This window comes from Kitasatospora sp. NPDC101183 (assembly GCF_044767945.1).
In the GTDB taxonomy this organism is placed as follows: domain Bacteria; phylum Actinomycetota; class Actinomycetes; order Streptomycetales; family Streptomycetaceae; genus Kitasatospora.
In genome coordinates this window covers 129,066-142,473 of sequence record NZ_JBIWOW010000014.1, presented here as the reverse complement: position 1 = coordinate 142,473, position 13,408 = coordinate 129,066, and the positions used below count along the sequence as shown (strand labels likewise).

The following is a 13,408-nucleotide window of genomic DNA, read 5'->3' as shown; positions in this document are numbered from 1 at the left end:
TGCGCCCCGATCAGGCCTGCTACTGACGGCACTTCAGACGATCATCGGCGCAGCAGTGCCGCGGCACGGTAACCTGCCGCTGACAAGGGGAGGAGGGGACGCCACCGTGACCACACTCGACATGACCCCGGGTGCGCAGATACCCCGGACGGACACCGGCCCGCAGACCGCCGTCAGCCTGGCGCTCGCCTCCGCCGCCTACCGCGACGGCGAGGTCGGCGGATTCGTCGACGCCCTCGCCTCCGGCAGCGCCAAGAAGGGCCGCTTCGCCCTCTTCCGCCCCAACGCCGGCGAGGCGTTCAGCAAGGCGCTGATCTCCCGCACCATTGGCGGCGGACGCAAGCCCCTCGTCCCCTCCTTCGGCGTCGACACCCGCCAGGTCGTCGAACACTGCCTCGCGGCCGAGGAACTGCGCCACGAGCGCGACCGCAAGCTCAGCACGGTCACCGTCCTCACCGCCCTGCTCTTCCTCCCCGGCACGCTCATCTGGCTCGGCGCCTTCCAACTGCGCGCCTGGCTCAAGCGCGACAACGCCCGCGGCGCCGACGCCTACGGCGCCATCGCCCTGATCGCCGCCTCGATCCTCGCCCTCGTCCTCGTGTTCCGCCCGCCGGCCGCCGGATTCCTCGGCCTCTACCTGCGGATCACCATGCTCGCCCCGGTCCTCGGCTGGTACCTCGCCCGCCGGATCGTCGAGCGCTCCGCCGTGGACCTGCGCAGCCGCTGGGAGGACCTCGTCAGCGGCAGCGCCGTGGCCGCCACCGTCGCCAAGGCCGTCCCCCGCGACGACCTCGACAAGAAGGCCAACGAGCTGCGCGACAGCCTCGGCCGCCTGGAGGCCGAGCAGGAGACCAACATCCAGCACTACGCCGTCCCCAAGGGCATCCTCGGAGCCGGCCGCCGCTGGGGCGAGTGGCGCCTCGCCGACACCCTCCACCCCGCCGAGGGCCACGTCGACTTCCGCGCCTTCCACCCCTGGGACCTCGTCCGCCGGATCTCCGCCCACCTCAAGGGCCTCGGCGTCAGCCACGTCGCCAACAGCGGCATCCCCAACGTCGCCATCAAGCAGTGGGTCGTCTTCGACATCAGCGACGGCGCCGACGAGATCAGCCGCCCCGGCAGCGCCGACATGGACGGCGACCGGATGCGCGACTTCGCCGTCCAGGGCATCGCCGACAAGCAGACCTTCCCCGGCGGCCCCCGGCACTACATCGCCACCCAGTTCATCACCCACGACGGCAAGTTGGTCCTCACCTTCACCGTCACGGTCACCCTCCTCGCCAACGTCCTGACCATCTCCGTGGCCGGCTACGCGCTCGGCCCGATCAAGGGCGTGTTCTTCGACAAGCCGAAGGACAAGGAGAAGTCGATCGCCAAGACCGTGAAGTTCTGGGAGGAGCGGACGGTCAAGCTCCCCCTGATCGACAACGACGAGGTCGTCCGCCAGGCCGTCCGCGCCCCCTTCCACAAGACGCCCGGGCTGCTCGGCTGGCTCGGCGGCGGCATGGGCCTGCCCGAGCCCTTCGGCCTGCGGCACTCCTGGGTCGGCCGGGCCTGGGACAGCCGGACGATGATCGACAACGCGACCAACGCCTCCGTCCCCGTGCTCAACGCCGTCACCGCGGCCACCCTGGAGTTCCTCCAGGAGCACGACCTCGACGCGGACCGGTTCTTCAAGACCCGCACCTCGATCATCAAGTCCGAGGCGCAGGGCACCCGCCCGTACGACACCGACGTCTACAACGCCAGCTGAGCCGTACGGACACCAAGAGGGGCCCGCCACCGAACTCCCTGGTGGCGGGCCCCTCTTGGTGTGTCTCAGCCCTGCGGCCAGGCCTCGGCCAGCATCTTGCGGGTGTCCGCGAGCAGCTGCGGCAGGACCTTGGTGTGGCCCACCACCGGCATGAAGTTGGTGTCCCCGCCCCAGCGCGGCACCACGTGCTGGTGCAGGTGCGCGGCGATCCCGGCGCCGGCCGCCGCGCCCTGGTTCATCCCGATGTTGAACCCGTGCGCCCCGGAGGCCGCCCGCAGCGCGGTCATCGCCTTCTTGGTGAACACGGCCAGCTCCGCCGTCTCCACCCCGTCCAGCTCGGTGTAGTCCGCGACGTGCCGGTACGGGACGACCATCAGGTGCCCGCCGTTGTACGGGTACAGGTTGAGCACCGCGAAGACCGAGGAGCCGCGGGCGACGATCAGCCCGTCCTCGTCGCTCAGCGACGGGATCGAGCAGAACGGGCAACCGTCGTCCGGAGCCGGGCCGGTGGGCTTGTTCTCACCCTGGATGTACGCCATCCGATGGGGGGTCCACAGGCGGCGGAAGCCGTCCGGCTCCCCGACGCCCCGCTGCAGTTCCGGCTCAGTCGTCATGCTGATCAGCATATTCGCCCGACCGGGCTGGCAAAGCCCTGCGGGGCAGACTCTTCAAGAGCCTGCCCCGCGCGTGGTCGTCCGATTACCGCGTCACACCTGGATGCGGTTCTTCACTGCCTCGACGATCTCCTGCACGGCGTCCGCCACGGGGACGCCGTTCTTCTGCTCGCCGTTGCGGTAGCGGAAGGAGACCGCGCCCGCCTCGACGTCGTCGTTTCCGGCGATCAGCATGTACGGCGTTTTGGCCTTCTGGGCGTTGCGGATCTTCTTCTGCATCCGGTCGTCCGAGGTGTCCACCTCGACCCGGATGCCCTGCTTCTTCAGCTCGGCCGCGACCTCCAGCAGGTACGGCACGTGCTCGTCGGTGATCGGGATGCCGGTCACGGTCACCGGAGCCAGCCACGGCGGCATGGCACCGGCGTAGTGCTCCAGCAGCACCGCGAAGAACCGCTCGATCGAGCCGAAGAGCGCCCGGTGGATCATGACCGGCCGCTGACGCGAGCCGTCCGCCGACGTGTACTCGAGGTCGAAGCGCTCGGGCAGGTTGAAGTCCAGCTGGATGGTGCTCATCTGCCAGGTACGGCCGATGGCGTCCTTCGCCTGCACCGAGATCTTCGGCCCGTAGAAGGCCGCGCCGCCCGGGTCCGGAACCAGCGGCAGACCCTGCTTCTCGGCCACGGAGGCCAGAACGCGAGTGGCCTCCTCCCAGGTCTCGTCGCTGCCGACGAACTTCTCCGGGTCCTTGGTCGACAGCTCCAGGTAGAAGTCCGTCAGACCGTAGTCCCGCAGCAGGTTGAGCACGAAGGTCAGCGTGGAGTCCAGCTCCTCCGCCATCTGCTCGCGGGTGCAGTAGATGTGCGCGTCGTCCTGCGTGAAGCCGCGGGCGCGGGTCAGGCCGTGCACGACGCCCGACTTCTCGTACCGGTACACCGTCCCGAACTCGAAGAGGCGCAGCGGCAGTTCACGGTACGAGCGGCCGCGCGCGTCGAAGATCAGGTTGTGCATCGGGCAGTTCATCGGCTTGAGGTAGTAGTCCACGCCCTCGTCGAGCTGCATGGGCGGGTACATACCGTCGGCGTACCAGTCGAGGTGGCCGCTCTTCTCGAAGAGCTTCCCCTTGGTGGCGTGCGGGGTGTAGACGAACTCGTAGCCCTCTTCCTCGTGCCGCTTGCGCGAGTAGTCCTCCATGGCGCGGCGGATGACGCCGCCCTTGGGGTGGAAGACGGCGAGGCCGGAGCCGATCTCCTCGGGGATGGAGAAGAGGTCGAGCTCGTTGCCGAGCTTGCGGTGGTCGCGCTTCTCGGCCTCGACGAGGAAGTCCAGGTGCGCCTTGAGCTCGTCCTTGGTCGGCCAGGCGGTGCCGTAGATGCGCTGCAACATGGGGTTGCGCTCGCTACCGCGCCAGTACGCGGCGGCGTTGCGCATCAGCTTGAACGCCGGGATGTGCCGGGTGCTGGGCAGGTGCGGGCCGCGGCAGAGGTCGCCCCAGCACTGCTCGCCGGTCTTGGCGTCCAGGTTGTCGTAGATGGTGAGCTCGGCGCCGCCGACCTCGACGTCGGCGCCCTCGCCGGCGGTGGCGGCGGAGCCCTTGAGGCCGATCAGCTCGAGCTTGTACGGCTCGGCGGCGAGCTCCTCGGCGGCGGCCTCGTCGGTGACCACACGGCGGGAGAACTTCTGCCCGCGCTTGACGATCTCCTGCATGCGCTTCTCGATGGCCTTGAGGTCATCGGGGTGGAAGGGCTTCTCGACGTCGAAGTCGTAGTAGAAGCCGTCCTTGACCGGCGGGCCGATGCCGAGCTTGGCCTCGGGGTAGAGCTGCTGGACGGCCTGGGCCATGACGTGCGCGGTGGAGTGGCGCAGGATGTCGAGGCCGTCCTTGCTGCCGATCTCGACCGGCTCGACCTCGTCGCCGTCCTGGACGGCGTACGCGAGGTCCTTGAGCTGGCCGCCGACGCGGGCGGCGATGATCGAGCGGTCGTCGGCGAAGAGGTCGGCGGCCGTAGTGCCCGTCGTCACCACGCGCTCTTCCCGATCGGGTTCGCGGCTGATGATTACCCGGACGTCCGTCACCGGTCTCTCCTGACGTGCTGGATCGAGGCACAGCACAGCGCTGCGCGTGACGATGGTACCGAGCGCGCCACCCGCACCGTGCACCTATGTCTCCTCGGCCCCTTCCCTGAGCCCCTTGAGCAGCTGTTCGCGCTCGCCCTCCTCCCAGCCGCACGGTTCGAGGCCGTGGGGGCGGCCGAGCCGACGAAAGCCGCCGTGGGGTTCGAGGCGGCCGGAGACGCGGACGGGCCGGCCGGCGAGGTGCGCCTCGACGGCGAGCCGGTAGTCGGGGTCGGGCAGGCTGATCTTGAGTTCGCGGACGTCGGCGCCGGAGAGGACGCGCAGCCGTACGGAGCCGGGCCCGGCGGGGTCGGCGCGCTTGAGGCGGACGATCAGGCCGGTGACGGTGACGGGTACGGCGGGTTCGAGGCCTTCGAGGAGGTCGGCGGCCTCGGCGAGGGCGGGGAGGTCGCCGGGTGAGAAGTCGAGGAGGACGCGGCGGTCGCCGAAGCCGCCGGGGGTTCCGGTGGCGGCGGACCAGGCGACGGTGAGGCGGGCGCCGGTGGTGCCGCGGACGAGTTCCTCGACGGACTGGACGAGTTCGCGGCTGACTCCGGCCTGGACGGCGTTCTCGACGGCGTCGAGTCCGCCGCTGACCCGCCGGTAGTCGACGGCGTCGCGCAGGGCCTCGAGGGCGCGGACCAGGGTGGTGACGGCGGCGCGGCCCTCGGGGGCGGGGGTGTAGGCGGTGAGGGCGGGGCCGTGTTCGACGACCAGGACGCCGTCGAGGAACTGTCCGGCGGGTCCGTCGAGGCGGGCGCCGAAGTAGGCGGCGCGGATGCGGGCGGCCTTGGCGGCGGCGGCGAGCATGGTGCGGGCGGCCTGCTGGAGGCGTTCGGCGTCGTCCCAGGGGGTGGCGTCGGCGGGGCCGGGCAGGTCGCGGTGCCAGCGCAGTTCGTCGCCGGGGACGGCGAGGGCGAGGAGGACCGCGCGGGCGGAGGGGGTGCGGGAGCGGGAGAGGGCGGTGACGGCGTCGGTGAGGAGTTCGACGGCGTCGTCGAAGCCGTCGTCGGCGGGGACGAGGAGGCTGGTGCCGGGTTCGTCCTCGGGCGGGGTCCAGCGGCCGTAGCGGGCGGCCGGTCCGCCGCGGCGGACCCAGCCGTGGCGGGCGAGGAGGGTGGCGAGCACCGCGGGGTCGAGGGTGGCCGGGTCGGGCAGTCCGTGCGGCGCTGTCATGGGCGTGCTTCCTCGCTGCCGGGGCCGGGCGGTCACGGGCTCTCGCCCGCGCCGACCCGGGCCATGATGTCGCAGAGCGCGCGGTCGTCGAAGACCTTGTCGGTGGGGACCCTGACGTTGGTGCGCCGGCGGCCGGTGACGGGGTGGCCGGCGAGGTTGGTCCAGTAGCAGCAGTGCCGCAGTTCGAGGGCGTCGGGCCGGGCGCGGAGCCAGTCGTCGACGCGGCTGGGCAGCAGCATCACGACGAGGATGCGGGGGACGGCGACGCGGGTGCGGGCGAGTTTGCGCAGGTGCTCGTTGTCGAGGGTGAAGCTGAAGAAGGGGCCGGGCGGCTCGGGGGCGATCTGCTGGGTGGCCTTGAGCTGGATCTTGACGGTGACCTCGTCGTCGACCTCGTGCGCCCGGGAGCCGTGGCTGACGTGCCAGTCGATGCCGTTGTCGGGGAAGGGCTGGGAGAGCGAGCAGCCGGCGGCCGCGGCGACGGCGTGCAGGTAGCCGACCTGCAGGGTCTCCATGCAGGCGGTGACGGCGAGGTTGCCGCGCAGGACGGCCGCCGCCCCGTCCGGCTGCGGCTGGGTCAGTGCCATCGCCCCGTGGCCTCCCCCGGCTCCGGGCCCGCCCGGGACCGGGCGGGACACCCTCGGTGAGGATCCCCGGTCGGGCCTGGGCCAAACGGTTGAACGGGTGTCAGAAGCGGGTATCAACCGGGCGCGGAACGCTCGTCTGAGGGGCAGTCATGCAGCAGATCTGGTACACCGGCCCACTCGCCTCCTTCGACACCGAGACCACCGGCGTGGACGTGGAGTCCGATCGGATCGTCTCGGCCTCCCTGGTGGTCCAACTCGCCCCGGGCACACCGGTGCTGGGCACGACCTGGCTCGCCGATCCGGGCGTGCCGATCCCCGACGGCGCCCGGGCGGTGCACGGCATCAGCGACGAGCGGGTGCGGGCGCACGGCCGTCCGGCGCGGACGGTGGTGGCGGAGGTGGCCCGCGCGCTGGCCGATCAGGCGCGGGCGGGGCGGCCGGTGGTGGTGATGAACGCGCCGTACGATCTGACGCTGCTGGACCGGGAGTTGCGGCGTCACCACGGGGTGACGCTGGCGGACGGTCTGGGGGCGTCGCCGCTGGTGGTGCTCGATCCGCGGGTGCTGGACAAGCACGTGGACCGGTACCGCAAGGGCCGTCGGACGCTGACGGACCTGTGTGCGCACTACGAGGTGGAGTTGACCGGTGCTCACGACGCGACGGCGGACGCGACGGCGGCGCTGGCGCTGACCCGGCGGATAGGCGCCCGGTACCCGGCGGCGCTGGGCGAGTTGTCGGCGGCGGAGCTGCACCTGCGGCAGGCGGTGTGGCACGCGGCGCAGGCGCGGGGGTTGCAGCGGTGGTTCGACCGCTCGGGGACTCCGGAGCGGGTGGACCTGTCCTGGCCGCTGCGGCCGGCGCGGTGCGGCTGCGGCCGACGGCTGGAGCCGGAGCACGGCTGCTCGGCGGCGGCGTAGCCGTTCCACGGCGGGCCTCGAACGTGCCGCAGGCCCTGATCGGAATCCGATCAGGGCCTGCGTGCTGTCCGGTGGGCGATACTGGGATCGAACCAGTGACCCCTTCGGTGTGAACGAAGTGCTCTCCCGCTGAGCTAATCGCCCGGGCAACGAGAAGAACTGTAGCACCGTTGCGAGCCGGTCGTACAACTCGCCCCTTCCGGGGACGGTCGACACCTGCGCAGAACTCGCGCCCCGCAGGGTTGGTGACTGATCCTCAGCCTGATTAGCGGGTGATCTCCGGGGGATTTCCCGGAAATACACGTGAGGCCCAGCCGATAATCGACTGGGCCTCACGTATCACAATGCATTCCGGTGGGCGATACTGGGATCGAACCAGTGACCCCTTCGGTGTGAACGAAGTGCTCTCCCGCTGAGCTAATCGCCCGGGTGCAGGGAAAACATTACCGCATCCCGAGGGGTGGTCCGAACACCCCGGCACCTCTCCCCCGCCCTGGCCCGGCCTGGTGGCGATCTCCACGGGACGGCCGGGCCGCCTCCCTCCCGACGCACGCGGCCGACCCCCGCCGGCCACGCCGTCCGGCCCCCCGGTGTCACCCGTTCTCGTGTTCCCGGGCGTCTTGTCGTTTCGCACAGTCGTACCGGGAAACGTACCGAGAAGCGTCCCGCTAATGCCCGGCCCAGGCGCCGCCGGGCGATTCCGCAATGCGCCGTAAGGGGTACGACTCGCGCCCGAATCGGGACAGAGGGGTTTACATCGGTCTTGGGGGTGGGATGGTCCGTTCGCCGACGTGCGATTCCCCGAGCGCACACTGAGCGAAAGGCCATGGCGCTTATGAACACCACGGTCAGCTGCGAGCTGCACCTGCGCCTCATCGTGTCCAGCGAGTCCTCACTGCCCGTCCCCGCGGGCCTGCGCTACGACACCGCCGACCCCTACGCCGTGCACGCCACGTTCCACACGGGCGCCGACGAGACCGTGGAGTGGGTGTTCGCCCGAGATCTCCTCGCGGAGGGGCTGCACCGACCCACCGGTACCGGCGACGTCCGGGTGTGGCCGTCGCGCAGCCACGGGCAAGGGGTGGTCTGCATCGCGCTTAGCTCTCCGGAAGGAGAGGCCCTGCTGGAGGCCCCGGCCCGGGCGCTTGAGTCCTTCCTCAAGCGGACGGACGCCGCGGTGCCCCCCGGCACCGAACACCGTCACTTCGACCTCGACCGGGAGCTGTCCCACATCCTCGCCGAAAGCTGATCCCGACCGGAGGGCGGTCCGGCCCCGCCGTCGGCGGGGGCGTACTCCACGCCGCCATCACTGCCGTCCTACTCGGGGGCACGGCAGCGGACCAAGCCGCGCACGACGCGGACTCGGGGTCGGTGAACCACCCGCTCCCACCGGAGCGGGCCGTGACACCGCAGGCGCCCGGCACCGGGCCGGTCATCCGTAAGGGTGGCCGGTCCCCGGTGCCGGGCGTCGTCGTCGTTCGCGGGGGTGTGCGAAGGGTGCGCCGGGGCGCGTGGGGAGGCGTGCGCCCGGTTTGCGGGGCTCTGACGGAATCCGTACAGGCCTTCGAACGAACGCGCCACCCATCCCCGGCGTCGGCGGGTATGGTCTTGGGTTAACCGTGACCGCGGGGTACCACGAGTCCCCCTGCGCGAGGAGCCCCCAACGTGCTGATCACCCACGACACCGAGTGCGCTCTGAGCATCCTCGTCGACCTGCTCAACACCGCGCCGGAGGTGTGCGGCGACGAGAGGCTGCCGGACGTCGCCGCGCTCGACGGCTTCGTGATCCGCAACGAGATCAGCGAGGTCGACTCCCTCACCGAACACGACCTGCACCGGGTGCACGGCCTGCGCACCAGGCTGCGCGAGGTGTTCGGGACGGAGTCCACCGAGGAGGCCGCCGAGCTGGTCAACGCGGTCGTCGCGGACGCCGGGACGACGCCGCGCCTCGTCAACCACGACCACCACGGCTGGCACGTGCACTACTTCGCGCCGCACGCCGCGATCGGCGACCACCTGGCGGCCGAGCTGGGCATGGCGCTGGTCTTCATCCTCATGGCGGGCGAGCGGGAGCGGCTGCGGCGCTGCGAGGCGCCGGACTGTGCCCGGGTCTTCGTCGACCTCTCGCGCAACCGCTCCCGGCGGTACTGCGACAGCCGGACCTGCGGGAACCGGCTGCACGTGGCCGCGTACCGGGCCCGTCAGCGCTCCGCCGAGGCCGTCACCTCCGCCTGAGCCGCTCAGATCCCGCGTCGGCGCAGGATCTCCTCGATGTCGTCGAAGTCGCCGCCGAGGCCGTCGTCGCGCTTGCCCGACTGCTTCTTCGGCTTCGGCTGGGGCTTCGGCTGCTGCGCGGCCGGGGCGACCGCCGGGCGCTCGGGGGCCGGGCCGGCGGCGGCCGGGCGGTCCGGGGCCTGTTCGACGGCGCCCCGGCGGCCCGCCCAGCGGGTGGTCAGCAGCAGGACGGCGGAGAGGCCGAGCAGGGCGACGCCCGTCCAGACCCGGGGGTCGAAGACGAGTTTGGTGGCCCACTTGCCGAATTCCCGGCCGATCGTGGCGGCCAGAGGGAAGAGGCCGGTCAGGTAGAGCCCGGCGGGCAGCAGGGCGACGGCGAACCAGCGGGTCGCCGAGAGGAAGCGCCGGTGCCAGGCCCGCAGGCCGGCGAGGGCCACCCCGCCCGCCGTGAGCGCGAAGCTGATCGCCGCGGTCAGCACGGGCACGCCCCTTCACGTCCGCGAACGGTGGTCCTGGTCATCGGTGCCTCCTGTGGTGCTGCGCCGGGTGCACCCGTGGACGGTCGGGGTGCCCATTGGTGGAACACTGGGGGGATGATCGATGGTTCCCTCCCCCGCCTTGAGTTCTGGTGCGACCTGCAGTGCCCGGACTGCCGCACCGCCCTGGACGACGTACGGGCACTGCGCGCGCAGTACGGCGACGCGCTTCCCGTCGAGGTGCGGCACTTCCCGCTGGAGAAGCACAAGCACGCCTACGCCGCCGCCGAGGCGGCCGAGGAGGCGTTCGCACAGGGGCTGGGGTGGCCGTTCGTGGAGGCGCTGCTGGCGCGGGCGGAGGAGCTGGGCGAGCGCGGGCAGGAGGTGCTGCTGGAGGTCGCCCGGGAGGTCGGGGTGGACGCCGAGGAGGTCGACACCGCGCTGGTCGACGGGCGGCACATGCTGACGGTGGACGCCGACCAGGCGGAGGGCAAGGCGATCGGGGTCACGGGCACGCCCACGTACGTGATCGGCGGGCAGCGGCTGGACGGCGGGCAGAGCCAGGAGGGTCTGCGGGAGCGGATCACGGCTGTCATCGAGGCGGCGAAGGCGTCCTGACACCGTTCTGACGTTTGATCAGAGCTGTTTGCCGTAGAGGCGGTTGACGACCTGGTAGCCGAGCGAGTCGTAGAGGCGCACGGCCACCTCGTTGTCGGCGAAGACGTTCAGCCCGAGGTCGCGCACGCCGGCGGCGAGGCACTCGCGTTCGGCGAGCAGCATCAGGGTGCGTCCGTGTCCCCGGCCCCGGTGGGCCGGGGACACCTCGACGACCATGACCCAGGCGAGGGGTTCACCGCCGGGCAGGTCGGTCATGTGGAGGTCCACCCAGATCGAGCCGCAGGGCTCCGGGCCGCCGTCGGGGCCGTACAGGCTGCTCACGAGGTTGCCGGGTGTGGCGGCGCCCTGCGGGAGCTGTTGGCCGCCCACCGCCCTGGAGCGGGCCTGCTCCTCGGTCAGGCCGGAGCGGACGAGGGAGCGGGCGTAGTCCGCCGTGGAGCGGTCGAGCCAGGCCCGGAGGCCGGGCTCCTCGAAGGGGCGCGCGGTGACGCCGGGGGGCAGGGCGGGGGCGGCGGTCAGCCGCTTGGAGAGGGTCAGGGAGCGCTCGGTGTAGCCGAGGACGGCGGCCAGGGCGCGGGCGGTCGGCGCGGTGTCGGGGATCTTGACGTCGACCCGGGTGCAGTTCCAGCCGCGCAGGACCTCCTCGGCGGCGAGGGCGCCGAAGGTGCCCCGGCCCCGGCCGAGCCCCTCGGTGATCTCCAACTCCGATATCTCGCCCCAGAGTTGACTGCCCCACGGGGTGGCCGTGGTGCGCAGCGCGCCGACCTGGTGGCCGTTCGTGAGAATGCGCCAGCGTCTGGTGCGGCCTCCGGCCGCGGTGGGTGACTCGGGGCCCTCGGGGCGCAGCGTGGTGGTCATGTGGTGGTCCCTTCCCCTCGCCGGGGAGGTTACCCGTGGCGCTGCGCCCGGGGCGGGAGGGTTTTACGGGTCGAGGTCGTCGCCGCTGCGCTCGGCGAAGACGGCCATGGCCTTGGCGGTGACGGGGCCGGGGCCGGGGAGTTCGCGGTCGTCGACGCGGGTGACGGCCTGGACGTCGCGGGTGCTGGAGGTGAGGAAGACCTCCTCGGCGTCCCGGAGGGCGTCGAGGGGGAGGTCGGCCTCCTCGGCGCCGCACCAGTCGAGGACGAGTTGGCGGGTGATGCCGGCGAGGCAGCCGGAGGCGAGCGGCGGGGTGAGCAGACGGCCGCCGAGGACGAGGAAGACGTTGGAGCCGGTGCCCTCGCAGAGGCGACCGGCGGTGTTGGCGAAGAGGGCCTCGGAGGCGCCGGCGCGGTGGGCGGCGGCGAGGGCGACGACGTTCTCGGCGTAGGAGGTGGTCTTGAGGCCGACGACGGCGCTGTGCTCGTTGCGGCGCCAGGGGACGACGGCGACGCCCGTCTCGTCGGGGCGGCGGGTGATGGCGCCGAGGGCGGCGACCAGGGTGGGGCCGTCGGTGCCGCGCTCGGAGCCGAGCGGGGCGACGCCGCCGGTGTAGGTGACGCGCAGGCGGCCGAGCGGGACGGGGTCGGCGGCGAGGACCTCGGCGCAGGCGCGGCGGACCAGGTCGTGGTCGGGGTCGGGCAGGCCGAGGCCTCGGGCGGAGCGGGTGAGCCGGTCGAGGTGGCGGGTGAGGGCGAAGGGGCGGCCGTCGACGACCTTCATGGTCTCGAAGACGCCGTCGCCGGTGGTGAGCCCGTGGTCGAGGACGGAGACGGCGGCCCGGGTGGAGTCGACGAGCGCTCCGTTGACCCAGCTCGTGGTGGGGTTGTGCATCGGGCGTTGCTCCTGTCTCAGAGGCACTGGCCGCCCGACGCTATCGCGACCAGGCGGGCGGCCTTGAGTTCCGTCTCGTCCCATTCGCGGTCGGGGTCGGAGCCCCAGGTGATGCCGGCGCCGGTGCCGAAGCGCAGGACGGGGGCGTGGGGGTCCTGCCGGTCGATCCAGAACGTGCGGATGCCGACGGCGAGTTCGGCCTCGCCGCGGTCGGCGTCGACCCAGCCGATCGCGCCGCAGTAGGGGCCGCGGGGGGCGGTCTCGAGGGCGTCGATGATCCGCAGGGCGCTGGACTTGGGGGCGCCGGTGACGGAGCCGGGCGGGAAGGTGGCGGCGAGGAGTTCGGGCCAGCCGGCGCCCCGGCGCAGGGTGCCCTCGACGGTGGAGACCAGGTGGACGAGGCCGGGGTGCTTCTCGACGACGCACAGGTCGGGGACGGTGACGCTGCCGGTCTCGCAGACGCGGCCGAGGTCGTTGCGGACCAGGTCGACGATCATCACGTTCTCGGCGTGGTCCTTGTCGAGGAGGTCGGCCTCGGTCCGGCCGGTGCCCTTGATCGGGCCGGAGGAGACGGTGCGTCCACTGCGGCGCAGGTAGAGCTCGGGGGAGGCGGTGGCGATCTCGACGCCGTGCCCGGGCAGCCGGAGGGTTCCCGCGTACGGGGCGGGGTTGCCGTGGGCGAGCAGGCCGGTGAGGGCGTCGATGTCGCTGCGGTCCGGGTCGGGCAGGGGCGCGGACAGGACGCGGCAGAGGTTGGCCTGGTAGACCTCGCCGGCGGCTATGTGCGCGCGGATGCGGCGGACGCCCGCGGTGTAGGCGGCGCGGTCCAGGGAGCTGCGCCAGTCGCCGGCGGCCGGGCCCTGCCAGCCCGCGCCGGGGGGCGGGGCGGGGGCGGGGCGCACGCGGTCGAAGCGGGCGCAGGTGAGGCGGCCCTCGAAGTCGTACGCGACGGCCCAGTGGCCGGCGGAGTCGAGGGCCGCCGGGTCCGAGGTGACGTCGAGCAGCCCGGTGGCCAGGCGGCCGCCGAAGCGGGCGAGGGGGGTGCGGGGGTCGGTGGGGCCGGACACGGTTCTCCTGCGCGGTGGTGCTGGGGGCGGTGCCTGAAGTGTAGGTCGGGGGCGCCCGCCGGGGCCGGGGGCGTGAGCACTCGCCGGCGTCGCGCGGGTGT

At 72.4% G+C, this 13,408-nt stretch carries 13 protein-coding genes and 2 tRNA genes; 5 read left to right on the top strand and 10 right to left on the bottom strand.

Annotation, left to right across the window (positions count from 1 at the left end; translation table 11 throughout):
- The first annotated feature begins 106 nt into the window (after nucleotides 1–106).
- Entirely contained in the window at nucleotides 107–1,753 is a 1,647-nt protein-coding gene (locus tag ACIRRS_RS21110; RefSeq protein WP_402972744.1) for a hypothetical protein, read from the top strand.
- Between the two features lie 65 nt (nucleotides 1,754–1,818).
- Here the strand turns inward: ACIRRS_RS21110 and ACIRRS_RS21105 are convergent, their stop codons facing one another.
- The 4 genes from ACIRRS_RS21105 to ACIRRS_RS21090 form a co-directional block, all read right to left on the bottom strand.
- Nucleotides 1,819–2,379 carry an HIT family protein gene (locus ACIRRS_RS21105; protein WP_402972743.1) on the bottom strand — a complete coding sequence of 187 codons (561 nt, stop codon included), beginning with the start codon at nucleotides 2,377–2,379 and terminating at the stop codon, nucleotides 1,819–1,821.
- A gap of 81 nt (nucleotides 2,380–2,460) precedes the next feature.
- On the bottom strand, nucleotides 2,461–4,440 hold the full coding sequence (gene thrS, locus ACIRRS_RS21100; RefSeq protein WP_402972741.1) for a threonine--tRNA ligase: 1,980 nt from the start codon (nucleotides 4,438–4,440) through the stop codon (nucleotides 2,461–2,463).
- A gap of 84 nt (nucleotides 4,441–4,524) precedes the next feature.
- Entirely contained in the window at nucleotides 4,525–5,655 is a 1,131-nt protein-coding gene (locus tag ACIRRS_RS21095) for a hypothetical protein (protein ID WP_402972733.1), read from the bottom strand.
- A 32-nt stretch (nucleotides 5,656–5,687) separates the two neighbouring features.
- Nucleotides 5,688–6,242: a DUF4365 domain-containing protein gene (locus ACIRRS_RS21090; RefSeq protein WP_402972731.1), complete on the bottom strand. Its 555-nt coding sequence runs from the start codon at nucleotides 6,240–6,242 to the stop codon at nucleotides 5,688–5,690.
- A gap of 149 nt (nucleotides 6,243–6,391) precedes the next feature.
- On the opposite strand from ACIRRS_RS21090, the gene ACIRRS_RS21085 reads away from it, so the two are divergent.
- Entirely contained in the window at nucleotides 6,392–7,159 is a 768-nt protein-coding gene (locus tag ACIRRS_RS21085) for a 3'-5' exonuclease (RefSeq protein ID WP_402972730.1), read from the top strand.
- A 72-nt stretch (nucleotides 7,160–7,231) separates the two neighbouring features.
- Here ACIRRS_RS21085 and ACIRRS_RS21080 read toward each other — a convergent pair.
- A tRNA-Val gene (locus tag ACIRRS_RS21080) sits at nucleotides 7,232–7,303 on the bottom strand.
- Nucleotides 7,304–7,514: 211 nt separating this feature from the next.
- Nucleotides 7,515–7,586, bottom strand: a tRNA-Val gene (locus ACIRRS_RS21075).
- A gap of 408 nt (nucleotides 7,587–7,994) precedes the next feature.
- Between ACIRRS_RS21075 and ACIRRS_RS21070 the strand changes: the two genes are divergently transcribed.
- On the top strand, nucleotides 7,995–8,408 hold the full coding sequence (locus ACIRRS_RS21070) for an SsgA family sporulation/cell division regulator (protein ID WP_030056266.1): 414 nt from the start codon (nucleotides 7,995–7,997) through the stop codon (nucleotides 8,406–8,408).
- 416 nt (nucleotides 8,409–8,824) lie between these two features.
- Entirely contained in the window at nucleotides 8,825–9,394 is a 570-nt protein-coding gene (locus tag ACIRRS_RS21065; RefSeq protein WP_402972729.1) for a CGNR zinc finger domain-containing protein, read from the top strand.
- Between the two features lie 5 nt (nucleotides 9,395–9,399).
- Here ACIRRS_RS21065 and ACIRRS_RS21060 read toward each other — a convergent pair whose 3' ends face one another.
- Nucleotides 9,400–9,873 carry a hypothetical protein gene (locus ACIRRS_RS21060; RefSeq protein ID WP_402972727.1) on the bottom strand — a complete coding sequence of 158 codons (474 nt, stop codon included), beginning with the start codon at nucleotides 9,871–9,873 and terminating at the stop codon, nucleotides 9,400–9,402.
- A 114-nt stretch (nucleotides 9,874–9,987) separates the two neighbouring features.
- Here ACIRRS_RS21060 and ACIRRS_RS21055 point away from each other — a divergent pair, with 114 nt between their 5' ends.
- Nucleotides 9,988–10,488 carry a DsbA family protein gene (locus tag ACIRRS_RS21055; RefSeq protein ID WP_402972725.1) on the top strand — a complete coding sequence of 167 codons (501 nt, stop codon included), beginning with the start codon at nucleotides 9,988–9,990 and terminating at the stop codon, nucleotides 10,486–10,488.
- 18 nt (nucleotides 10,489–10,506) lie between these two features.
- On the opposite strand, the gene ACIRRS_RS21050 is transcribed toward ACIRRS_RS21055, so the two are convergent.
- The 3 genes from ACIRRS_RS21050 to ACIRRS_RS21040 all read right to left on the bottom strand — a co-directional run bounded on the left by ACIRRS_RS21050 (nucleotide 10,507) and on the right by ACIRRS_RS21040 (nucleotide 13,307).
- Nucleotides 10,507–11,346, bottom strand: coding sequence for a GNAT family N-acetyltransferase (locus ACIRRS_RS21050; protein ID WP_402972723.1), 840 nt, complete (start codon nucleotides 11,344–11,346; stop codon nucleotides 10,507–10,509).
- A gap of 63 nt (nucleotides 11,347–11,409) precedes the next feature.
- The gene (locus tag ACIRRS_RS21045) at nucleotides 11,410–12,240 is read right to left on the bottom strand and encodes an aminotransferase class IV (protein ID WP_402972722.1); all 831 of its coding nucleotides are present in this window, start codon (nucleotides 12,238–12,240) and stop codon (nucleotides 11,410–11,412) included.
- Between the two features lie 17 nt (nucleotides 12,241–12,257).
- Nucleotides 12,258–13,307, bottom strand: coding sequence for a chorismate-binding protein (locus ACIRRS_RS21040; RefSeq protein WP_402972720.1), 1,050 nt, complete (start codon nucleotides 13,305–13,307; stop codon nucleotides 12,258–12,260).
- Between the last annotated feature and the right edge of the window lie 101 nt (nucleotides 13,308–13,408).

Excerpts from the sequence above, each read along its gene's own strand:
- ACIRRS_RS21090 (WP_402972731.1), bottom strand. The coding sequence starts at position 6,242 with ATGGCACTGACCCAGCCGCAGCCGGACGGGGCGGCGGCCGTCCTGCGC.
- ACIRRS_RS21050 (WP_402972723.1), bottom strand. The coding sequence starts at position 11,346 with ATGACCACCACGCTGCGCCCCGAGGGCCCCGAGTCACCCACCGCGGCC.
- ACIRRS_RS21095 (WP_402972733.1), bottom strand. The coding sequence starts at position 5,655 with ATGACAGCGCCGCACGGACTGCCCGACCCGGCCACCCTCGACCCCGCG.
- ACIRRS_RS21070 (WP_030056266.1), top strand. The coding sequence starts at position 7,995 with ATGAACACCACGGTCAGCTGCGAGCTGCACCTGCGCCTCATCGTGTCC.
- ACIRRS_RS21045 (WP_402972722.1), bottom strand. The coding sequence starts at position 12,240 with ATGCACAACCCCACCACGAGCTGGGTCAACGGAGCGCTCGTCGACTCC.
- ACIRRS_RS21105 (WP_402972743.1), bottom strand. The coding sequence starts at position 2,379 with ATGCTGATCAGCATGACGACTGAGCCGGAACTGCAGCGGGGCGTCGGG.
- ACIRRS_RS21085 (WP_402972730.1), top strand. The coding sequence starts at position 6,392 with ATGCAGCAGATCTGGTACACCGGCCCACTCGCCTCCTTCGACACCGAG.
- ACIRRS_RS21055 (WP_402972725.1), top strand. The coding sequence starts at position 9,988 with ATGATCGATGGTTCCCTCCCCCGCCTTGAGTTCTGGTGCGACCTGCAG.